17 protein-coding genes and 1 other RNA gene are annotated in these 20,726 nt (G+C 66.6%); 9 read left to right on the forward strand and 9 right to left on the reverse strand.

Going from position 1 to position 20,726, the window contains the following annotated elements; all coding sequences use genetic code 11:
- Positions 1-75: 75 nt before the first annotated feature.
- Positions 76-1,176: an NADH:flavin oxidoreductase/NADH oxidase gene (locus ABQ137_RS06645; RefSeq protein ID WP_349781662.1), complete on the reverse strand. Its 1,101-nt coding sequence runs from the start codon at positions 1,174-1,176 to the stop codon at positions 76-78.
- A 545-nt stretch (positions 1,177-1,721) separates the two neighbouring features.
- Between ABQ137_RS06645 and ABQ137_RS06650 the strand changes: the two genes are divergently transcribed.
- The 6 genes from ABQ137_RS06650 to ABQ137_RS06675 are packed head-to-tail and all read left to right on the forward strand — an operon-like array spanning position 1,722 to position 7,141.
- Positions 1,722-2,564 carry an STAS domain-containing protein gene (locus tag ABQ137_RS06650; RefSeq protein WP_349781664.1) on the forward strand — a complete coding sequence of 281 codons (843 nt, stop codon included), beginning with the start codon at positions 1,722-1,724 and terminating at the stop codon, positions 2,562-2,564.
- 1 nt (position 2,565) lies between these two features.
- Complete coding sequence (locus ABQ137_RS06655; protein ID WP_104552896.1) at positions 2,566-2,928, forward strand: STAS domain-containing protein; 363 nt, start codon at positions 2,566-2,568, stop codon at positions 2,926-2,928.
- Positions 2,925-3,320 carry an ATP-binding protein gene (locus ABQ137_RS06660; protein WP_016901512.1) on the forward strand — a complete coding sequence of 132 codons (396 nt, stop codon included), beginning with the start codon at positions 2,925-2,927 and terminating at the stop codon, positions 3,318-3,320. Before ABQ137_RS06655 ends, ABQ137_RS06660 begins: the two co-directional genes overlap by 4 nt.
- Positions 3,311-4,321: an ATP-binding protein gene (locus ABQ137_RS06665; protein WP_104568784.1), complete on the forward strand. Its 1,011-nt coding sequence runs from the start codon at positions 3,311-3,313 to the stop codon at positions 4,319-4,321. Before ABQ137_RS06660 ends, ABQ137_RS06665 begins: the two co-directional genes overlap by 10 nt.
- Positions 4,318-5,193, forward strand: a complete 876-nt coding sequence (locus ABQ137_RS06670; RefSeq protein WP_065031873.1) for a sensor histidine kinase — start codon at positions 4,318-4,320, stop codon at positions 5,191-5,193. Before ABQ137_RS06665 ends, ABQ137_RS06670 begins: the two co-directional genes overlap by 4 nt.
- Positions 5,183-7,141: a response regulator gene (locus ABQ137_RS06675; RefSeq protein ID WP_184516553.1), complete on the forward strand. Its 1,959-nt coding sequence runs from the start codon at positions 5,183-5,185 to the stop codon at positions 7,139-7,141. Before ABQ137_RS06670 ends, ABQ137_RS06675 begins: the two co-directional genes overlap by 11 nt.
- A 217-nt stretch (positions 7,142-7,358) precedes the next feature.
- Here ABQ137_RS06675 and ABQ137_RS06680 read toward each other — a convergent pair whose 3' ends face one another.
- A complete protein-coding gene (locus tag ABQ137_RS06680; protein WP_184517776.1) occupies positions 7,359-9,008 on the reverse strand; it encodes a glycoside hydrolase family 43 protein in 1,650 nt (549 codons plus the stop codon).
- A 249-nt stretch (positions 9,009-9,257) separates the two neighbouring features.
- Positions 9,258-9,334, reverse strand: a non-coding RNA gene (locus ABQ137_RS06685) — sX9 sRNA.
- Between the two features lie 108 nt (positions 9,335-9,442).
- Here ABQ137_RS06685 and ABQ137_RS06690 point away from each other — a divergent pair.
- Positions 9,443-11,818 (forward strand): TonB-dependent receptor, encoded by a 2,376-nt coding sequence (locus ABQ137_RS06690; protein WP_039520026.1) that lies wholly within the window; start codon positions 9,443-9,445, stop codon positions 11,816-11,818.
- A 157-nt stretch (positions 11,819-11,975) separates the two neighbouring features.
- Here ABQ137_RS06690 and trxC read toward each other — a convergent pair whose 3' ends face one another.
- The 6 genes from trxC to ABQ137_RS06720 form a co-directional block, all read right to left on the reverse strand.
- Positions 11,976-12,422, reverse strand: a complete 447-nt coding sequence (gene trxC / locus ABQ137_RS06695; RefSeq protein WP_104576313.1) for a thioredoxin TrxC — start codon at positions 12,420-12,422, stop codon at positions 11,976-11,978.
- Between the two features lie 177 nt (positions 12,423-12,599).
- Complete coding sequence (locus ABQ137_RS06700; RefSeq protein WP_046345870.1) at positions 12,600-12,965, reverse strand: DUF1428 domain-containing protein; 366 nt, start codon at positions 12,963-12,965, stop codon at positions 12,600-12,602.
- A 379-nt stretch (positions 12,966-13,344) separates the two neighbouring features.
- A complete protein-coding gene (locus ABQ137_RS06705; protein WP_349781668.1) occupies positions 13,345-14,475 on the reverse strand; it encodes a hybrid sensor histidine kinase/response regulator in 1,131 nt (376 codons plus the stop codon).
- Complete coding sequence (locus ABQ137_RS06710) at positions 14,472-15,050, reverse strand: chemotaxis protein CheB (protein ID WP_349782342.1); 579 nt, start codon at positions 15,048-15,050, stop codon at positions 14,472-14,474. Before ABQ137_RS06710 ends, ABQ137_RS06705 begins: the two co-directional genes overlap by 4 nt.
- 5 nt (positions 15,051-15,055) lie before the next feature.
- A complete protein-coding gene (locus ABQ137_RS06715) occupies positions 15,056-15,907 on the reverse strand; it encodes a CheR family methyltransferase (protein WP_172454412.1) in 852 nt (283 codons plus the stop codon).
- Complete coding sequence (locus ABQ137_RS06720; protein ID WP_154831651.1) at positions 15,880-19,044, reverse strand: response regulator; 3,165 nt, start codon at positions 19,042-19,044, stop codon at positions 15,880-15,882. The genes ABQ137_RS06715 and ABQ137_RS06720 overlap by 28 nt, the downstream gene beginning before the upstream one ends.
- Before the next feature lie 156 nt (positions 19,045-19,200).
- Between ABQ137_RS06720 and ABQ137_RS06725 the strand changes: the two genes are divergently transcribed.
- A complete protein-coding gene (locus ABQ137_RS06725) occupies positions 19,201-20,364 on the forward strand; it encodes a PAS domain-containing hybrid sensor histidine kinase/response regulator family protein (RefSeq protein WP_349781670.1) in 1,164 nt (387 codons plus the stop codon).
- Positions 20,357-20,725, forward strand: coding sequence for a response regulator (locus ABQ137_RS06730; RefSeq protein ID WP_024938072.1), 369 nt, complete (start codon positions 20,357-20,359; stop codon positions 20,723-20,725). The genes ABQ137_RS06725 and ABQ137_RS06730 overlap by 8 nt, the downstream gene beginning before the upstream one ends.
- Position 20,726: the final 1 nt, after the last annotated feature.

Consider the following 20,726-nt stretch of genomic DNA (forward strand, 5'->3'; position numbering starts at 1 on the left):
ACCCGGTGCAAGCGCCCGCAGCAGACCTAAGCATTTGCACGTACCGCAATCTCGCAGCGCATCGCAACTGTCTGATCAGCTGCGCTTGCCGTAACGCTCCAGCCAGTGCGCGTACGAGGGCGGCAGCACCCACGACGGGCGTTCTTCGCCCAAGGCCAATGCGGCGTCATACGGCCAGTGCGGGTTGGCCAGGTGCGCGCGGCCGACCATCACCAGCTCCATCTGTCCGGCGGCGACGACGCGGTCGGCTTCCAGCGGATCGTCGATGTTCCAGGACGAAGCAACCGGCAGCTGCGCCTCGCGGCTGACGCGTTCGGCGTAAGGCGCCAGCAAGGCCGGTCCCCACGGAATCTGCGCAGTCGGGGTGCTGAAGCCAATGCTGACGTTGAGCAGATCCAGGCCGCCTTGCCTGAAGTTACGCGTCAGTGCGATGGCTTCCTGCAGGGTCTCTTCGTCGCGGCCATCGAATTCGATCACGCCAAAGCGTGCGGTGAGCGGCAGCTGTTCCGGCCAGACCGCACGCACGGCCTGCAGCGTTTCCAGCAGGAAGCGCGCACGGTTGTCGGCCGTGCCGCCGTAGTGATCCTGGCGTTGATTGGCGTGTACCGAGAAGAAGCTCTGCGCCAGATAGCCATGGGCAAAATGCAGCTCCAGCCACTGGAAGCCGGCATCGCGCGCGCGCTGCGCGGCGGCGACAAAATCGCCGCGCACGCGGGCGATGTCGTCCAGCGTCATCTCACGCGGCACTTTGGGCAGGCCGCCGCCGAAGGCGATGGCCGAGGGCGAGATGGTGTCCCAGCCGCGCGGGTCGCCGTCGGGGATGTGGTCGTCGCCTTCCCACGGCAGGTTGGCACTGGCCTTGCGGCCGGCGTGGCCGATCTGGATGCCCGGCACCGCGCCGGCAGCGCTGATCGATGCCGCGATGCGCGCCAGTCCCTCGGCCTGGGCGTCGTTCCACAGGCCCAGGCACCCGGGGGTGATGCGTCCTTCCGGCGACACGCCGGTGGCCTCGACGATGACCAGGCCCGCACCGCCGCGCGCCATGCTGGCGTAGTGCACCTGATGCCACGCGTTGCTGAGGCCGTCGACGGCGGTGTACTGGCACATGGGCGGCACCGCGATGCGGTTGCGCAGGGTGACGTTCTTGAGTTGATACGGAGAGAACAGCGATGACATGGAGAGCGACCACCTGAGAAAAAGCAGGCTGCGATCAGACCACGCCCGGCTGCCGCGCAGACACCCTGCCGGTGGCACAGCGCGTTGCATGCGGTGCCGGTTGTGGACGAGCGGGCCAGCTGGCGCAGCGGGCGCGTCCGCTGGCATGGGATGCGCGCTTCCGACAGGTATGGGGCGGCGTCAGACGCGCTCTGCCCGCAAAACCATGACCACCGTTGCGTAGCGGTCGGCGGCTACACGCACGGCCGAGCCGGCGGTGGACGCCAACCGGCGGCCGTCGCGCCTGCAATCGTCGCGCCTGTGGCAAGGGAACGGGACGGCAGTTATCGCATCTTTCCAGGCGTGGTCGCGCTCACGTTCACCGCGTGCGCCGCAATGTCAAACTCTGTCTGCACGTTCCACTGACCGCTACAGGTTCGTCGCTGGTTGCCGAAACTGAATTGCTTTATTCTGCTGCGCTTCGGCGTGGGGGCGCCGCGCCAGTCAGGGGGCGCCATCGCCCCGCATGCCCAGCCTTCTCTCTTCTACTCTCGGCGGGTGATCTCATGGTGGCATTGCAGCAGCGCTCGATCGATGCGATTCGTGGCCAGGAAACGGCGTTGTTGGCTGCATGGCTGAGCTCCAGCCTGGGCAGCGATGGACGTATTTCCCGGCAGGACGTCGAAACCCAGAGCGCGGACTTTTTGCATCTGCTGGTCGCTTCCCTGAAGGACGGCGGCAGCAGCCTGGATAGCGTCGACTGGAGCGAGGTGCGTCGTTTCCTGGAAAACCTCTCGCGCGACCGCGCCACCCGTGGCTTCGATTCGCAGGAAACCGCCAACTTCATCTTCTCGCTCAAGCGGGTGCTGTTTGCGCTGATGCAGCGCGAGTATGCCGATGCGCCGGAGGATCTCGGCCAGCAGCTGTGGGCGCTGTCCGAGCTGCTGGACCGTCTGGGCCTGTACACCGTCAAGGCGTTCCAGAAGACCCGCGAAGACATCATCGTGCGCCAGCAGGAAGAAATGCTGGAGCTGTCCACCCCGGTGGTCAAGCTGTGGGAGGGCGTGCTGGCACTGCCGATGATCGGCACGCTGGATTCGCAGCGCACCCAGGTGGTGATGGAGTCGCTGCTGCAGCGCATCGTCGACACCGGCTCGGAAATCGCCATCATCGACATCACCGGCGTGCCCACCGTGGACACACTGGTGGCGCAGCACCTGCTCAAGACCGTCACCGCGATCCGCCTGATGGGCGCCGATGCCATCATCAGCGGCGTGCGCCCGCAGATCGCGCAGACCATCGTGCACCTGGGCCTGGACCTGCAGGGCATCGTCACCAAGGCCAACCTGTCCGACGCTTTGGCGCTGGCGCTCAAGCGCATCGGCGTGACCGTGGGCAAGGCGGGCTGACATGGAGCGCATCCCGATCCTGCGGATGGGCGACCTGCTGCTGGTCACCATCCAGGTGGACATGCACGACCAACTGGCGATGACGCTGCAGGAAGACCTGTCGGAAAAGATCAGCGCCACCTCCGCGCGCGGCGTGCTGATCGACATTTCCGCACTGGACATCGTCGACTCCTTCATCGGCCGCATGATCAGCACCATCTCCGGCTTGGCGGCAATCATGGATGCCAGGACCGTGGTGGTGGGCATGCAGCCGGCCGTGGCGATCACGCTGGTCGAGCTGGGCCTGACCCTGCCGTCGGTGCGCACCGCGCTCAATGTCGAACGCGGCATGCGCCTGTTGCAGCAACCCGATCACGCTTCATGACCACCGGTTCGCAACCGGTGCGCACCGAACAGGATGTGGTGCTGGCCCGGCAGACGGTACGCAAGCTGGTAGTGCAGTGCGGCCTGCGTCTGGTCGACCAGACCAAGCTGGTCACCGCAGCCAGCGAGCTGGCCCGCAACACCGTGATCTACGGCGGCGGCGGCGACATGGATTGGGCCCTGGTGGAAAGCGGCATCCGCAAGGGCGTGCAGCTGACCTTCCGCGACGAGGGCCCCGGCATTCCCGACCTGGATCTGGCGCTCACCGATGGCTGGACCTCCGGCAGCGGGCTGGGGCTGGGCCTGTCCGGCAGCCGTCGGCTGGTGGATGATTTCGTGCTGGACACCGCAGCCGGCAAGGGCACGCGGATCACCATCACCAAATGGAAGTGATGCTCGCCGGCGAGGTTACGCGCGCGTTTCGCGTCGACGAAACCAGCCAGGTCGGGCAGGCACGCCGCGAGGCGGCGGTGCTGGCTCAGGCGCTGGGTTTCGATGAGGCCGCCTGCGGGCGCGTGGCGCTGGTGGCTACCGAGCTTGCCACCAACATGGTCAAGCATGGACGTGGCGGCGTGCTGCAGTTGTCCACGGTCGCCACCGCCCAGGGCATGGGTGTGGAGATCTGCGCCATCGACGGCGGCCCCGGGTTCGCACTCGTGGACGGCCTGCGCGATGGCTATTCCACCGCCGGCACGCCAGGCACCGGGCTGGGTGCGATCCAGCGCCAGGCGCAGGTGCTGGATGCGTATTCCGATGCCAAGGGTGCGGTGGTGATGGCACGGTTGTTTGCGCAGCAACGCGCCGAGCTGGACCTGCCGTACGGCGCCATCCGCCTACCGCTGCACAACGAAACGGTGTGCGGCGATGCCTGGCATCTGGCGATTGGCGGGCAGCGGGCGACCGTTACCCTGATCGATGGCCTGGGCCACGGTCCGGGCGCCGCCGATGCCGCCGATGCCGGCGCGCGCGCGGCGGCGACGGCCCGCGGCGAACCCGGCGAGCGCATCGCGCAGCTGCATGCCGGCATGTCGGGTACCCGCGGCGGCGCGGCCGCGGTGATGCAGTTCGACAGCAGCACCGGCCGGGTGCGCTTTGCCGGGGTGGGCAATATCGTCGCCTCGCTGTGCGATGGCGACGGCGTGCGTGGCATGCCGTCGCATCCGGGCATCGTCGGGGTGCAGTTCCGCAAGGCGCAGCCGTTCGATTTTGCGGATGCCGCCGGCAAGCTGCTGGTCATGCACAGCGATGGCCTGCAATCGCGCTGGAACCTGCGCGATCACCCGGGCCTGCTGTCGCGCCATCCGCGTCTGATTGCGGCGGTGCTGTTGCGCGATTACACGCGTGGCCGCGACGATTGCGGCGTATTTGTCATGCGGCTGGGAGGCCTGCAATGAATGCTTCCGGTGAGACACCGCCGCTCGATCCGCTGGCCGAACTGGATGCGCTGCGGCGGCAGAACCAGGCCCTGCGCGAAGAGTTGGAAGAGACCAACCAGGGTGTGCTGGCGCTGTATGCCGAGCTGGATCAGCAGGCCGAACAGCTGCGCGATGTGTCCGAGCTCAAGAGCCGCTTCCTGTCGTACATGAGCCATGAGTTCCGCACCCCGCTCAGTTCGATCCTGAGCATCACGCGGCTGCTGGAAGACGGCATGGACGGGCCGCTGACTGCCGAGCAGTCCAAGCAGGTGCGCTTTGTCAGCGCCTCGGCGCGCGAGCTCACCGAGATGGTCGACGACCTGCTGGATCTGGCCAAGATCGAGGCCGGGCGCATCACCATCTCGCCGGGCTGGTTCGACCTGATGGACCTGTTTGCGGCCTTGCGCGGCATGTTCCGCCCGCTCACCGATGCCGGCAGCACCACCTTGATTTTCGAAGACCCGCCGGTGCTGCCGATGCTCTATACCGACGACAAGAAACTGGCGCAGATCCTGCGCAACTTCATTTCCAACGCACTCAAGTTCACCCCGCAAGGCCATGTGCGCGTATTCGCGCAGCTGGAAGGCGAGACCCATGTGCGCTTCAGCGTGCAGGACACCGGCATCGGCATTCCGGCCGAGCTTCACGACGCCTTGTTCGAGGATTTTGTACAGGTGGATTCGCCGTTGCAGAAACGCCTCACCGGCACCGGTCTGGGGCTATCGATCTGCAAGCGGTTTGCCGAGTTGCTGGGCGGCACGGTGGGGATCAACAGCGTGGTCGGGCAGGGCTCGGAATTTTTCGTGGTGCTGCCGGTCACGCTGGCAGCGGAGGATGCACTTGGGCAGTAAGCCACACATTCTGGTCGTCGACGATAACGCGGTGACGCGTTATTCGGTGCGCCGCGTGCTCGAACACCATCAGTTCGTGGTCGACGAAGCCGGCACCGGCACCGACGGCCTGGCCAAACTGGCCGAGCAGGCATTCTCTGCGGTGGTGCTGGACGTCAATCTGCCGGACATGAGCGGCTTTGACATCGTGCGCACGCTGCGCGCCGAGCCGCGCACCGCGTTGCTGCCGGTGGTGCACGTGTCGGCCGCGTCGATCGCCACCGGCGACATGATCACCGGCCTGGAGGCCGGTGCCGACGCCTACCTGATTCACCCGGTCGACCCCAGCGTGCTGGTCGCCACGCTGCGCACCCTGCTGCGCGCGCGCCAGGCCGAAGACGCCTTGCGCATCAGCGAGGCACGCTTCCGCGAGATCTTCGAGCACATCAGTGCACCGATTGCGGTGGTCGATGCGAGCTTGCACACGCATGAGGCCAACGCGGCGTTCCAGCGCTTGATCGGTACCGTCACGCCCGGCGAGGCGCTTGCCGTACCCGGCGTGGACCAGGCCGCCACCGTGCAGGCGCTGACCAACGCACTGGCGCAACGCGAGCGCTGGAGCGGTGCCTTGTCGATCCTGCGCGAGGGCAAGATGCGCGAAACCGAGTGGCGCGTGTCGCCGTATCGCGAACCGGATCTGGGCCTGCTGCTGGTCGAGGACGTCACCGAACAGCGCCTGCGCGAGCGTGAGCAGCGCCAGGAGCTGGATACCGCCACCACCGAGCTGGCCCACCAGATCGCCGAGCGCCAGCGCACCGAAATCCAGTTGCTGCAGGCGCAGAAGATGGAGGCGCTGGGCAAGCTCACCGGCGGCATCGCGCACGACTTCAACAATCTGCTGACCAGCATCATTTCCGGCCTGGACATGATCCAGCTGGCGGTCGAGTCCAACCGCATCGAGCGGGTGCCGCGGCTGGCCGAGATCGCCACCGGCTCGGCGCATCGCGCCGCCGCACTGACCCAGCGCATGCTCGCCTTCGCGCGCAAGCAATCGCTGGATGCGCAAGCCTTCGACATCAACACACGCGTGCGTTCGCTGGAAGACATGCTGCACCGCTCGATCGGCGAGAACATCGTGCTGGAGCTGGAGTTGGCCGACACGCCACTGGTGGCGGTGGCCGATGCCAACCAGCTTGAAAACGTGGTGCTCAACCTGGTGATCAACGCACGTGACGCCTTGAAGGGTCGGGGTACCATCCGCATCCAGAGCGCGGCCTACACCGCGCAAGGCGATCCGGAACTGGACGATGGTGATTACGTGGTGCTGAACGTGATCGACAATGGCAGCGGCATCGAACCGGCCATCCTCAATCAGGTCTTCGAGCCGTTCTTCACCACCAAGCCGATCGGCGAGGGCACCGGCCTGGGCTTGTCGATGACCTATGGCTTTGCGCGCCAGTCCGGCGGCACCGCACGCATCACCAGCACCGTGGGCCGCGGAACCACGGTGGCCTTGCTGCTGCCGCGCGGGCTCACTGCCAGCGCGGTGCCGCCGGCACCGGCACCGAGTTCGCCCCGTACACGCAGCGAGCGCATCTTGCTGGTGGACGACACCGATGTGGTGCGCATGATGGTGAGCGAGGTGCTCAGCGATGCCGGCTACCACGTGGTGGAAGCCGATGATGCCAACGGCGCGCTGGATCAGTTGCGTGCCGGGGTGGAGATCGATCTGGTGGTGTCCGACGTCGGCCTGCCCGGCATGAACGGGCGCGACATGGCCGACGTGGCGCGCGCGCTGCGGCCGGGCCTGCCGATCCTGTTCATCACCGGCTACGCCGAAAACGCCGCCACCCGCCAGGAATTCCTGGCCGACGGCATGGCGCTGCTGCCCAAGCCTTTCAGCCTCAACGATCTGCTCAACATGGTCGGGCAGATGCTCGATAGCAGCGTGATCGCCGCCCGCGCCTGACGCGGTTTACGCGCGTAGGCGCCAGCTGTCGGTGCCTGCGCCTGCCGCGCGACGATGACGATGTGCCGCGACGCCTCAGGCGTTGCGTGCGTCCAAACCAGCGTCCAGCTGCGTGTGTTTCAGGTGTGCGCCGCCTGTGCCTGACACGCCGTGTTGCACGCGCTGGATGCCTTTCCAGTGCGCCGGCAGCACCGGCGTGTCGTTGGCGTGCGTGCGCTCACTGCGCGTACGCGTACGGGCCGAACGTGGCACCCAGGAAACCGCCGGCGCTGTCGGTACTGAGCATGCGGGCATCGCCCTGTTCCTGCAGCGTGTGCCACTGGCCGCTGCCGACTGCGTAATCCACATGCACGCGTGCGCCATCCAGGGCGAAGCGCAGCGTGACCGGTTGGGTTGCATCGGCCAGCGGCGCGCGCGCCAGCACGGTGCCGCTGCCTGGCTCCTGCGTCCCGGCGCGGCGCGACAGCACCACCGACATGCCGGCATCCTCGCGCACCAGCAGTAAGGCCAGGTAATGCGTTTCCCTGGCGACGATCGCCAGCCCCGCCTGTTCGCCCGCTGCCAGCGTGCTGCCATCGACGGTCGCCGCCAGCGTGGCGTGGTGATGCTGCAGACGGTGGCCCAGATACGCCGGCTGCCCGCGGCCGATATCGCCCAGCGCCACGCTCGAGGGCGTGATGCGCAGACCCTGCGGGCCGGTGACATACCACGGCGCCGTTGGCGGATGGATGGTCATCCATTGCATCGGCACGCGCGCGTCCTGGAAATGCTCGCTCCACTGCATCGGCCCGCTGGTGGGTGCGTCCTGCGTGCCTGCCGGCAGCGGCGGGCGCGTGGCAACCGCAGGCACAGCCGTGCCGTGCGGCAGTATCACCGGCCAGCCGTCGCGCCATTGCACCGGCAGCAGGAAGGTTTCGCGACCCAGGGTGTAGTGGTTGCCTTGATACGGGCGGGTGGCCAGGAATACCGCCCACCAGGAGCCGTCCTGCAATTCGACCAATTGCGCGTGGGCGGCGGAGGTAATCGGCGCGCTGCGGCTGGGGTCCAGATCGCGCTGGGTCAGCACCGGATTGCCGCTCCAGGGCTGGTAGGGCCCGGCGATCTGGCGGCTGCGGTAGATCATCTGTGCATGCTGCTCGCCGGTGCCGCCCTCGGCTGCGGTCAGGTAGTAATAGCCATCGCGACGGAACAGGTGCGGGCCTTCGATATGCTCGGGGTTGCTGGCCGGCTGGAAGCCCGCATCCACCAGTACCTGGCGCGTGCCGACCAGTTTCATGCTGGCCAGATCCAGCCGCTGCAGCCAGATCGCGCGGTGCCCGTCGTAACGCAGCTTGCCTGCCGGCACATCGTTGTTGACCAGCCAGGCGCTGCCGTCGTCGTCGAAGAACAGCGATGGGTCGATGCCCTTGGCATCCAGCCAGATCGGGTCCGACCAGGGCCCGGCCGGATCCTTGGCGGTGATCAGGAAATTGCCGCCATCGCAGTAGAAGCAGGTGTTGGCGATGTAGAAGGTGCCGTCGTGGTGGCTGATGCTGGCGGCGAACAGGCCGCGGGTGAGTTCGTCGTTGCCGTATTTGATCTGATCGGGGCGATCGATCGCGTTGCCGATCTGCGTCCAGTGCACCAGATCGCGGCTCTTGAACACCGGCAGGCCGGGGAAATAGCCGAAGCTGGAATTGACCAGATAGAAGTCGTCGCCGACGCGGACCGCCGACGGGTCAGGATGGAAACCGGCCACGACCGGGTTGCGGTACTGTGCCGCGGTCGGTATCGGGCCGCCGTCATCGCCCTGGTAGTCGATCCGGCTGATCACCGCGCTGCCGGCCTGCGCCAGCTGACAACTCACTGCGGCCAGTACGCCCGCCATCCATCCAAGTCGTTTCAAGCTCTGTTCCTCTCCGCTGAGCGCGTCCGCATGGCGCCAGCATGACAGCACGCGGCCAGCGCAGGCATGCCGTTTCGAAATGCCTGGCGCGCGCCGCGGCATGGCTCTGCAACGGCGGCCATGTGCGCAACGCCACGCTTGCCATAGAGCTGCAACATTGCTGACATATCGTGCGCGCGGCGCCACCTTGCGTCGTCGGCCGGCATGCCCGGTGCCGACGGACGCTGGAGTGGCCAACAACACGTGGCGAGCAGGTGTCAGGTGGGTGCGGACGGTGGGGGAGGAACCGGCGTGTACGAGTGCGACGTGCCGATTCCAAGTACCGGCCGTGCCCGCCTGATCGCCGCGCAGTCATGTTGATCGCCACGTTTGCCTCCGTGTCACCCCTCGCGTCACCTACCCAAGGATCATCTCGCATGTCGTTGTACTCGTCTGTCTCCGCGTCCCTGACGTCCGCCACCACGCACGCACCCGCACGCCGTCGCGCCGCCTTGCAGCGCACGCCGCTGGCGCGTGCCTGCGCCGGCCTGCTGCTTGCCTCGCTGGCCGCTGCTGCCTCTGCGCAGCAGGCGCCGACGCGCCAGGGCGAGGGTGAGGGCAGCCCGACCGCGCTGGATACGGTCACCGTCACTGCCGAACACCGCGAGCAGAACCTGCAGGAAGTGCCGGTGTCGGTGGGCGTGGTGCAGGGCGCGGCGATGCGCGAGTTCACCGCCGGTGGCGACGACACGCTGCTGGCGCTGTCCGGCCGCGTGCCGGGCTTCTATGCCGAGACCACTACCGGGCGCATCTTCCCGCGCTTCTATATCCGTGGCCTGGGCAATATCGATTTCTACCTCGGCGCTTCGCAGCCGGTGTCCATCATCCAGGACGACGTGGTGCTGGAACACGTGGTGCTCAAGTCCAACCCGGTCTACGACGTGGACCAGGTCGAAGTGCTGCGCGGCCCGCAGGGCACCTTGTTCGGCCGCAACACCACCGCCGGCATCGTCAAGTTCGACACCATCAAACCCGGCGATACCTATACCGGCCGCGTCGATGCCAGCTACGGCAGCTACAACACGGTATCTCTGGACGGCGGCTTCGGCGGCCCGATCAACGACGTGCTGTCGTTCCGCGTGTCGGCCCTGTACCAGCACCGCGACGACTGGGTGGACAATACCTTCGCCGGCAGTAGCGCCGACGGCACGCGTACCCCGCGCAAGGATGCGATGGGCGGCTACAACGACCGCAATGCGCGCCTGCAGTTGCTGCTCAAGCCCAACGACGCGTTCTCGCTGCTGGGCTCGGTGCATACCCGCGACTACGACGGTACCTCCACGTTGTTCCTGCGCAATGCGGTCACGCGCGGCAGCGACAAGGTCGACGTGCCGCGCGATCGCGTGGCCTATGACGAGGCGCACGACAACCCGCAGGCGTATCAGACCGACGGCGGCTCGATCAAGGCGATCTACGATTTCGGCGGCGTGTCGCTGACCTCCATCACCGCCTACGAAACCACCTCCGGCTATAGCCGTGGCGACACCGATGGCGGCGCAGCGGCGAACTACCCGGTCAACGGCGTGCCGAACGGCTTCGGCCAGTCGATGGGGCAGATCCGCGACCTGGACCAGTACACCCAGGAACTGCGTCTGGCCAGCGAAGGCGACGACGCTCTGCAATGGCAGGTGGGCGCGTTCTACTTCGACGGGCGCGATACCACCGATTTCTATCAGCGGGCGTATTTCCTGCAGACCGCCGCGCGCAACCCCAACAACTGGGTGCGCCTGCGCAACACCAATACCTCCTGGGCCGGGTTCGGGCAGCTCAGCTACAAGGCCACCGACGCGCTCACCCTGACTGCCGGTCTGCGCCAGACCAAGGACAGCAAGGAAACCCGCCTGCTCAAGACCGCCGATACCGCCGCCGGTGCGGTGACCTATCGCGGCCGTCGCGACGTGCGCATGTCCGACACCCAGCCCAGCTGGGATCTCAGCGCGATGTATGAAATCAATCCCGAGCTGAGCGTCTATGCGCGCGTGGCACGCGGTTTCCGCGGCCCGACCATCCAGGGCCGCAGCGCGGTGTTCAATTCGGATTTCACCACCGCCGATTCGGAAACCATCCTGTCGTGGGAGGCCGGCATCAAGAGCAGCCTGTTCGACAATCGCCTGCGTCTGAACGTCAGCGGCTTCACCTACACCGTGGACGACATCCAGCTCAACGGCAACGATTCGGACGGCAATGGCGTGCTGTTCAATGCCGACAAGGCCAAGGCCTACGGCCTGGAGGCGGATCTGGACTGGCGCCCGATCTCCAACCTGTCGCTGACCGCCGGCCTGAGCCTGTTGCATAGCGAAATCCACGACGATCGCGTCTACGCGCAGGCCTGTGCGCTCAACGGCGTGGTGGTGTGCACGGTCAACGACCCGACCATCCGCGTCGGTGCCAACACCTTTGCGCAGATCGACGGCAACCCGCTGCCCAACGCGCCCAAGTACAACCTCAACCTGGCCGCGCGCTACGACATTCCGGTGGGCAACGATGGCGCCTTCTTCGTCTCCACCGACTGGAACAAGCAGGGCGAAACCAGCTTCGTGCTGTACGACTCCACCGAGTTCCGCGCCAACGGCAATTTCGAAGGCGGCCTCAAGCTCGGTTACACCGGCGGCTATGGTGCGTGGGAAGTGGCGGCGTTTGCGCGCAACATCACCAACGAGAAAAACGTCAAGGGCGTGATCGAAAACTACATGGCGGCGGTGTACAACGAGCCGCGCGTGGTGGGCGTGTCGGTCAACGTCAACTGGCAATAAGAGCGACTGAAAAGTCGCCAGCGGCTGCACAGTGCTCTGGTCAGCCGCTCCCGGTGCTTGATCGATCGACTGCATCACTGCGCGTGTGCCGTAGTGATGCCGATCGTAGAACGTAGAACAGACCCGCTGCGTGCATCATGCAGCGGGTTTTTTTGTGTCAACGGCTGCGCAACACCGACTGCACCCAGCTGACGATCTGCGCGCTGCTCACCGCGCCGGAGTGACGGCCCAGCTCACTGCCGCCGCGGATGACCAGCAAGGTCGGGATGCTGCGGATGCCGAAGCGCGTGCCCAGCGCCGGATGCAGATCGGTATCGACCTTCGCCAGCCGGACCTGCGGTTCGAGCAGTGCCGCGGCTGCGGCAAACTGCGGCGCCATGCTCAGGCACGGCCCGCACCACGGCGCCCAGAAATCCACCACCAACGGCAGCGCGCTACGCACCGCATGCTTGTCGAAATCGGCCTCCGACAGCGCCACCGGCGTGCCCAGGAACAAGGGCTTGTGGCAACTGCCGCAGTTGGGTGCATCGCGCAGACGCGCAGCTGCGACACGGTTCATCGCAGCGCAGCTCGGGCAGGCGATTAAAAGCGGTGCGTCGGTCATGCGGTGGTCTCCGGTGGCAGGCAATGCAGTCGCTGCGCCCGCGCATCGTGGGCGGCGAGCGCGGCTGCATGCGGCCAGTGTAACTGCCATTGTCTAAGGCCCGGTGCCGTCGGCCACTGCCGCAACACCGGGTGTGCGGCGCTCATGCCACAAGCTGGCGCACGCGCGCTGCAGTGCTCAGCCCGATTGCCCCAGGCTCAGGATCGGAACGAAGCCGCCGTAGATCAGTCGCTTGCCATCGAACGGCATCGGGTTGACCGACGGGTCCATGCGCGGGTCGTCCATCATCTTGCGCATGCCCGCATCGCGGGTCGCCTTGTCCGGCCATTCGATCCACGAAAACACCACGGTTTCGTCCTCGCCGGCAGCGACCGCGCGGTGGAAGTCGGTCAGTTGTCCATGCTGGACGTCATCGCCCCAGCACTCCACCACGCGCAGCGCGCCGTATTCGATGATGATGGCATCGCCCATGCGGGCATGTTCCAGAAACGCGGCCTTGTTGGCCGTGGGTACCGCGAGTGCAAATCCATCCACATACGACATGACCACCTCCTCGGACATGGCGCACGGCGTGCGCCGGATGATGACGACAGATGCTGGTGCGATCGAAACAGGCTGGAACGCTGCGCCGGGACGGGGCGTGGAGTACGAGCATACGGCGCATCCGTCATGCGGGCACTGGTCGCGCCCGCATGACGATGCAAACCGCTTTCGTGCCGGCTTCCGTTGTCGGATCGCAGGCGCCGCGCGCTGCGTGAGGCGTGCTGGATGAGTTCGTCAGAGGGATTATGTTGTCGCGATGGGCTGGGGTTGCGACAGGCCGCCAGCATCGGGATTGCATGGGTTTCGATCACCCCGCACGCCTTGCCGGGTGCGCCGTGGCGGCAGCCCGGCGTGCTGCCCGGCCGCCGCATGGCCGCGATTACGCGGCCAGGTTGTGTCGCCGCAGCACGGCTTCAAACACCACGTCGCCGTCTTCGTTGCGCGCCTGCAGCGTGCCGCCGTGCGCCTTGACGAACTGGTCGGCGATGAACAGGCCCAGCCCCAGGCCCTGGCTGGCATGGAAGCTGGCCTTGAACGGCTCGAACAGGCGCGGCATCAGGCTGTCCGGGATGCGCCCGACATTGCGCACCGACAGCCGCAGCGTGTCGCGTTCGCGTCCGTCCAGATGCACCCGCACCGGCTGGCTGCCGCCATGCAGCACCGCATTGCCGACCAGGTTGGACACGACCTGGGCCAGGCGATCGCCGTCGCCATCGCCGTCCAGATCGCCTTCGGTACGCAGGTCGATCGGCGTGTGCGGGTTGGCCTGCGCCACTTCGCCCACCACGCTATGGGTGACTTCGCCCAGATTGCAGGAGCCGAACTGCATCGACAGCCCGTCGCTCCGCAGGCGCGAGAAATCCAGCAACTGCTCGACCATCCGCGCCATCCGCCGCGCGCTGTTTTCCAGGTGATCGAGCGTGCGTGCGGCCGAGCCATCGGCCTCCACATCCAGGCCGAGCTTGTCGGCGCACAGCAGGATCACCGACAGCGGCGTACGCAGGTCGTGGGTGAGCACGGCCATCATGGTTTCGTTGAGCGTAAGCGCGCGTTCCAGCGAGGCGTTGCGTGCCTTAAGCAGGCGCCGCTGCTGGTACAACTCGATGAACACATTGACCTTGCTCAGGATCACGTGCGGCTCGATCGGCTTGTGCAGGAAATCCACCGCGCCGGTTTCGTAGCCCTGGAACGCGCGCATCGGATCGTTCGGCGATGCGGTCAGGAAAATGATCGGCACATGCCGGCTGCGCTGCGAGCCGCGCATCAGTTCGGCCAGCGAAAAACCGTCCATTTCCGGCATGTGCACATCCAGCAGCGCCAGCGCCACATCGTGTTCGAGCAGCAGCTCCAGCGCCTGCGCGCCGGACGCGGCACACAGCACCTGGAGGCCGTCGCGCTGCAGCAGCGCTTCCATCGCCACCAGGTTCTGCGGCACGTCGTCGACGATCAGCAGCTTGGCGGGTTCGTCGCCATTGCTGTGCGCAGCCAAGCCGGTCGCGGTGAGATTCATGGGTGAAAGGCTTCCAGTCGGCTGCAGATCGCCTGCAGGGTGAGCACCGCATCGGCGCCAGCATAGGCGAGAGCGGAGGCGGGCATCAGCGGTGAGGCGGCATCGTCGGGGCGCTGGATCCAGGCGGTGCCACCGACCGCGCGCACCGCCGCCACGCCGGCGCTGCCGTCGCTGCTGGCGCCGGTGAGCAGGATCGCCAGCAGGCGCTGCCCGAAGACGTCGGCCGCCGATTCGAACAGCGGGTCGATCGCCGGGCGCGAGAACAGCACCGGTGCATCCATCGACAACGCCAGGCTGTCGCGCGTTTCCACCAGCAGATGGTAGTCGGGCGGGGCGATGGTCACGCTGCCGGCAAGCAGCGGCTGCTTATCTTCGGCCTCGCGCACCGGCAAGGCGCAGCGTGCATCCATCAGCTCGGCAAGATGGCTGGTGCGGTCGCGCGGCAGGTGCAACACCACCAGTACCGGCATCGGCAGGTCTGCAGGCAGGCTGGACAGCAGCGCCTGCAAGGCCATGACGCCGCCGGCCGAGGCACCGATCACCATCGCGTCGAACTGCGCTGCCCCTGCGTGCATTGCGTTCATGCCGCCGCCTTGCGGAACAGGCGCTGCTCGCGTGCCACGGTCTCGAACGCCTGCGCATGCGCCCCGAACTGCAGCGATTCCTTACTGCCCAGGCCCAGGAACCCGCGGTGTACCAATGCATCGTGGAACAGGCCCACGGCACGGTCCTGCAGGCTGCGGTTGAAATAGATCAGCACGTTGCGGCACGACACCAGGTGTACTTCGGAGAACACCGTGTCGGTGGCCAGGCTGTGGTCGGCAAAGACGATGTTGCGCTTCAACCGGCGATCGAACACCGCGCCATCGTAGGCGGTGGTGTAGTAATCCGAGAGCGAGCCGCGGCCGCCGGCATCCAGGTAATTGCGGCTGAACTGCGCGATGCGGTCGATGCCGAAGGCGCCGGCCTCGGCCATGCCCAGTGCTTCGGGATTGATGTCGGTGGCGTAGATCACCGCCTTTTCCAGCAGGCCTTCTTCGTGCAACAGGATCGCCAGCGACCAGACTTCCTCGCCGGTGCTGCAGCCGGCCACCCATAGCTTGATCGACGGATAGGTGCGCAAGACCGGCACCGCATGCTCGCGCAGTACGCGGAAGTAGGCCGGGTCGCGGAACATCTCCGACACCTGCACGGTGAAGAACTGCATCGCCTGCGCAAAGGTGTCCGGTTCGTGCAGCAGGCGGTGCTGCAGATCGGCCACGCGCGTGCACTCCAGGCGTGCCATCGCGTGGCGCATGCGCCGGCGCAGCGACGACACCGCGTAATCGCGGAAGTCGTAGTGGTAGCGCTGGTAGACCGCTTCCAGCAGCACCCGCAGCTCCAGGTCGAACAGCTCCACCGCGTTCATTGCCGCGAGCACCACACCCGGCACAGCGACACCAGCTTGTCCACGTCGATGGGCTTGGCGATGTAGTCGTTGGCACCGGCCTCCAGACAACGTTCGCGGTCGTCGGCCATGGCCTTTGCGGTCAGCGCGATGATCGGCAGATCCTGCCACTGGCGGTTGGCGCGGATCTGGCGCATCGCGGTCAGGCCGTCCATCTCCGGCATCATGATGTCCATCAGCACCAGGTCCACTTCGTGCTTGGCCAGATGTTCCAGCGCCTCGCGGCCGTTGCGGGCGATCTGCAGCGTCACGCCCAGCGGCTCGAGCACGCTGGAGAGCGCAAAGATGTTGCGCACGTCGTCCTCGGCCAGCAGCACGGTGGCGCCGTCCAGCACCGCGTCGCGGCGGCGCGCCTCGCGCAGCAGGCGTTGCTGGTCGCTGGGCAGCGAGGCTTCCACGCTGTGCAGGAACAGCGTCACCTCATCGAGCAGGCGTTCGGGCGAGCGCACGCCCTTGATGATGATGCTCTTGGAATAGCGGCGCAGGCGTTGTTCCTCGTCGCGGGTGAGCGCGCGCCCGGTGTAGACGATGACAGGCGGAAACGCGACTGCGTCGTTGCCGGCCATGCGCTCGAGCAGGTCGTAGCCGCTGCCGTCGGGCAGCGCCAGATCGGTGACCATGCAGTCGAAGGTCGAGCCGGCCAGCTGCTGCATCGCCTCGGCGATGCTGCCCACCGCGATGATCTCCAGCTGATCGCGCGCCAGCAGCAATTGCAGATTCGCACGCAGCGCGCTGTCGTCTTCGACGATCAGCAGGCGGCGCACCGCGCGTGCATTGGTGTCTTCCAGTTGACGAATCGCGCCCGCCAGCAGCTCGCGCGTGGCCGGCTTGATTAGATAGCCCACCGCGCCCAGTTCCAGCGCAATCTGGCTGCGCTCCAGCGCGGACACCACATGCACCGGAATATGGCGCGTGGCCGGATCGCGCTTGAGGCGTTCGAGCACGCTCAGGCCGGACGCATCCGGCAGGCCGATGTCGAGCAGGATGCCGCTGGGACGCAGTTCGGCGGCCAGGCGCAGCGCCTCTTCGGCGCTGGGTGCCACCACGCAATCGAAGTCCAGCTCGTGCGCCAGGTCGACCAGCGCCTGTGCAAAGCGTGCTTCGTCTTCCACCGCCAGGATCAGCCGGCCGGGGCGGGTACGTTGGTCGCGATCATCGTCGGCGCGCTGCAGCGGCGGGGCGGCGGCTGCCGGAATCGGCAGCGGCATCCCCGTGGACGCACCCGTTGCGCGCCCATCGAGGCGCGAGGCCATGGCCGTGCCACTGGCGGATTGCGACAACGGCGTAGCGCCGATCGCCAGCGCACCCGCGTTGGCCTGTGCTGCGGTGACCAGCTCGGCCGGCGCGCCGTCGATCGGCAATTCCAGCGTGAAACAGCTGCCGCGTCCGGGCTGGCTGTCCACCCGAATGCTGCCGCCCATGCGCTGGGCCAGGTCACGCGAGATCGACAGGCCCAAGCCGGTGCCGCCGTAGCGACGGCGCGTGCTGCCATCGGCCTGACGGAACGCTTCGAAGATGATCTCGGTCTGTTCGTGCGCGATGCCGATGCCGGTGTCGTTGACCTTGAACAGCACTCGTCCCGGCGTGTGCGCCTGGATCGACAGGCTGACGCTGCCGTGCTCGGTGAACTTGATCGCGTTGGCCAGCAGGTTCTTGAGGATCTGCTGCAGGCGCTGGCTGTCGACGACCAGTTGCGTCGGTGCGTCCGATTCGGCAGCCAGCTGCAACGCCAGGCCCTTCTGGCGCGCCAGCGGCTCGAAGGTTTCGCGCAGGCGCTGCAGCACCGAACTGGTGGCGACGGTTTCGTCGGCCAGTTCCACATGCCCGGCCTCGATCTTGGACAGGTCGAGAATGTCGTTGATCAACGCCAGCAGATCGTTGTTGGACGACAGGATCGCCTGCGCGTATTTCACCTGCTCGGGGCTGAGCGTGCCGTCCTTGTTGTCCGACAGCAGCTTGGCCAGGATCAACGCGCTGTTGAGCGGCGTGCGCAGCTCGTGCGACATGTTGGCCAGGAACTCGGATTTGTAGCGCGAGGCGGTGGACAGCTCGTTGCTGTTGCGCACCAACTGATTCTGCGCGATGAGCAAGGCCTGCTTCTGCGCTTCCAACGCCTGGGTGCGTTCTTCCAGCTGCACGTTGGTCTGTTCCAGCTCGGCTTGCTGCAGTTCCAGATCGCTCTGCGACTGCTGCAGGCTGCGGCTTTGTTCCTCCAGCTCCTCGTTGGCCACGCGCAGCTCTTCCTGCTGGGTCTGCAGCTCTTCGCTTTGGCGCTGGGTTTCTTCCAGCAGGGCCACCAGCTGCGCGCGCAGCAATGCCGTGCGTAAGGCCAGGCCGATGTTCTCGCCGCAGCGCGTGAGGAGTTCTTCCTCGCGCGTGCGGGCAGTGCCCGGCGCAGCGGCGCGCCCCAGCTCGAGGATGCCGATCACCCGCCCATCGGCGATGACCGGTGCCAGCAGCAGTTCCTGGCAGGCGCTGCGGCCCAGGCCCGAGGCGATCTGCAGATGTCCGGCTTCCACACCGCGCACCCGGCGCACCGTGCCGCTGCGCAAGGCCTCGCCGAGTTGGCCGGCATCGGTCGGCAGTGTCCTGGACACATCGGCCGGCAGCGCGGCGCCGCCGGTCAGACGCAGGCGTTCGCCCTCGATGCGATACAACGCGCCGACCTGCGCATCCAGCGTGTCGCACAGCGCGCGCACGGCGGCATTGGCCAGATCGTCGGGGCTGTGATCGCCGCGCAAACTGGCTTCAACGGTGTTTTCGGCCTGCTGCAGCCACAGCGCCAGTTCGGCCTGGCGGCGCGCGCGGATCGCCTGCATCACCACCAGCGCCATCGCCAGGAACGACACCCCGCCGATGCTGCGGTTGATCGAGGAAAAACTCGAGCTGGTACTGGACGGCGCCAGCTGAAAACCGACGGCCAGCAGCACGCACGAGAGCGCGGCGACCACCAGGGGCACCTGCACGCGATTCTGGAAGACCGTCACGCCCACCGCGACGAAATAGGTCAGCCACACCGCATAGCCGAGCGGTGTGACCAATTCCACGCCGAGCGTTCCGGCCATCAGGGCCCCCGCGATCACCCACACCCAGCGGTCGCGTGTGGTCGAGATGTTCTGCATAAAGGCGCGGACCGGACGGGGAGGGCGGTCATGGTAGCCGATAACTTTCACGCGCAAATCGCCGGGATTTTGACGCTCTGCAGCCGGGTCGGCTTGCACGCAGCCTTCACGCACTCGTCACTATGGTCGCGCGCTTTTCCGGGGGAAAGTTGCGTGATGGATGCGGAAACGGCCGTCGACAGTGCGGGGCCGCTTTCTCACGACAGCCGGCAGTGCCAGCTGTTGGTGCAGAGCGTGTCCGATTACGCGATCTACATGCTCGATACGGGCGGCCACGTGTGCAGCTGGAATCCCGGCGGCGAGCGCATCAAGGGTTACACCACCGCCGAGATCATTGGCTCGCATTTTTCGCGCTTCTATCTGCCGGAGGATGCGCAGGGCGGCGAACCTGCCGGCAATCTGGACACCGCCAGACGCGAGGGGCGTTTTGCCACCGAAGGCTGGCGGGTGCGCAAGGACGGCAGCCGCTTCTGGGCAAGCGTGGCGATCGAGCCGGTGCTGGAATTCGGTGTGCTGGTGGGGTTTGCCAAGGTCACCTGCGACATCGACCAGCGGCACCAGGCGCAGCAGCTGTTGCAGCATGCGCAGCATGCCCTGCTGCAGTCGCAGAAGGTGGACGCGCTGGGTCGCCTGACGCTCGGCATGGCGCACGATTTCAATAACCTGCTGACCGTGATGGTGACCAGCCTGGACCTGATCGCGCTGCGTGCCGGCGACGACGCGCGTACGCGCATGCTGGTGGACGCGGCGCAGACGGCAGTCGATCGGGGCACCTTGCTGACACGCCAACTGCTCGCCTTTGCGCGCGGGCAGCGGCTGATTCCCGAACGCCACGGCGCCAACGCGGTGGTGACGCGCTCGCTGGAGCTGCTGCGGCGTGCCTGTCCGGCCGGGATCGTGCTGTCGCTGGCGTTCGCCGAACAGTTGCCCGATATCCGCGTGGACCCCGGCCAACTGGAGGCGGCCTTGCTCAATCTGGTGTTCAACAGCTGCGATGCCATGCCGGGCGGCGGCACCATCGTGCTGGAAACGGCGCTACAGCAGCGTGCTGCGCCATCCGATCCGCATGGCCGGCCGCGCGCTTACGTCAGCATTGCCGTACGCGATGATGGCCCCGGCATGTCGGCACACGTGGCGCAATGCGCCAGTGAGCCGTTTTTCACCACCAAGGACGTGGGCAAGGGTTCGGGCCTGGGATTGAGCCAGGTACACGGCTTTGCGTCCCAATCCGGTGGCTTCGTCGAGCTGGACACTGCGCCTGGCCGCGGCACCACCGTTACCCTGTTTCTCCCGGCCATCGAGGAGGCTGAGCATGACTGAATCCCTGCGTCTGTTGATGGTGGAAGATCAGCAGGAATTGCGCGAACTGATCGGCGAGGCGCTGCGCGACGCAGGCATCACCGTCGAAACCGCCGACGACGGCCACAGCGCCTTGCGCATGCTGCGCGAGAACGGCCCCTACGATGTGGTCTTCAGCGACATCCGCATGCCCAACGGCATGTCGGGCATCGAACTGAGCGAACACGTGGCGCAGCTGCTGCCGCAGGCGCGGGTGATCCTGGCCTCGGGGTTTGCAAAGGCGCAATTGCCGCCGCTGCCGGCGCAGGTGGATTTCCTGCCCAAACCGTATCGCCTGCGTCAGCTGATCGATGTGTTGAAAGGCGTGGCAACCAACGCCTGAG

The organism is Xanthomonas sp. WHRI 8393, from assembly GCF_040203315.1.
In the GTDB taxonomy this organism is placed as follows: domain Bacteria; phylum Pseudomonadota; class Gammaproteobacteria; order Xanthomonadales; family Xanthomonadaceae; genus Xanthomonas; species Xanthomonas arboricola.

Coding starts and splice junctions, on each gene's coding strand:
- ABQ137_RS06645 (WP_349781662.1), bottom strand. CDS start 1,176: ATGTCATCGCTGTTCTCTCCGTATCAACTCAAGAACGTCACCCTGCGC.
- ABQ137_RS06650 (WP_349781664.1), top strand. CDS start 1,722: ATGGTGGCATTGCAGCAGCGCTCGATCGATGCGATTCGTGGCCAGGAA.
- ABQ137_RS06655 (WP_104552896.1), top strand. CDS start 2,566: ATGGAGCGCATCCCGATCCTGCGGATGGGCGACCTGCTGCTGGTCACC.
- ABQ137_RS06660 (WP_016901512.1), top strand. CDS start 2,925: ATGACCACCGGTTCGCAACCGGTGCGCACCGAACAGGATGTGGTGCTG.
- ABQ137_RS06665 (WP_104568784.1), top strand. CDS start 3,311: ATGGAAGTGATGCTCGCCGGCGAGGTTACGCGCGCGTTTCGCGTCGAC.
- ABQ137_RS06670 (WP_065031873.1), top strand. CDS start 4,318: ATGAATGCTTCCGGTGAGACACCGCCGCTCGATCCGCTGGCCGAACTG.
- ABQ137_RS06680 (WP_184517776.1), bottom strand. CDS start 9,008: ATGGCGGGCGTACTGGCCGCAGTGAGTTGTCAGCTGGCGCAGGCCGGC.
- ABQ137_RS06690 (WP_039520026.1), top strand. CDS start 9,443: ATGTCGTTGTACTCGTCTGTCTCCGCGTCCCTGACGTCCGCCACCACG.
- trxC (WP_104576313.1), bottom strand. CDS start 12,422: ATGACCGACGCACCGCTTTTAATCGCCTGCCCGAGCTGCGCTGCGATG.
- ABQ137_RS06700 (WP_046345870.1), bottom strand. CDS start 12,965: ATGTCGTATGTGGATGGATTTGCACTCGCGGTACCCACGGCCAACAAG.
- ABQ137_RS06705 (WP_349781668.1), bottom strand. CDS start 14,475: ATGAATCTCACCGCGACCGGCTTGGCTGCGCACAGCAATGGCGACGAA.
- ABQ137_RS06710 (WP_349782342.1), bottom strand. CDS start 15,050: ATGCACGCAGGGGCAGCGCAGTTCGACGCGATGGTGATCGGTGCCTCG.
- ABQ137_RS06720 (WP_154831651.1), bottom strand. CDS start 19,044: ATGCAGAACATCTCGACCACACGCGACCGCTGGGTGTGGGTGATCGCG.
- ABQ137_RS06725 (WP_349781670.1), top strand. CDS start 19,201: ATGGATGCGGAAACGGCCGTCGACAGTGCGGGGCCGCTTTCTCACGAC.
- ABQ137_RS06730 (WP_024938072.1), top strand. CDS start 20,357: ATGACTGAATCCCTGCGTCTGTTGATGGTGGAAGATCAGCAGGAATTG.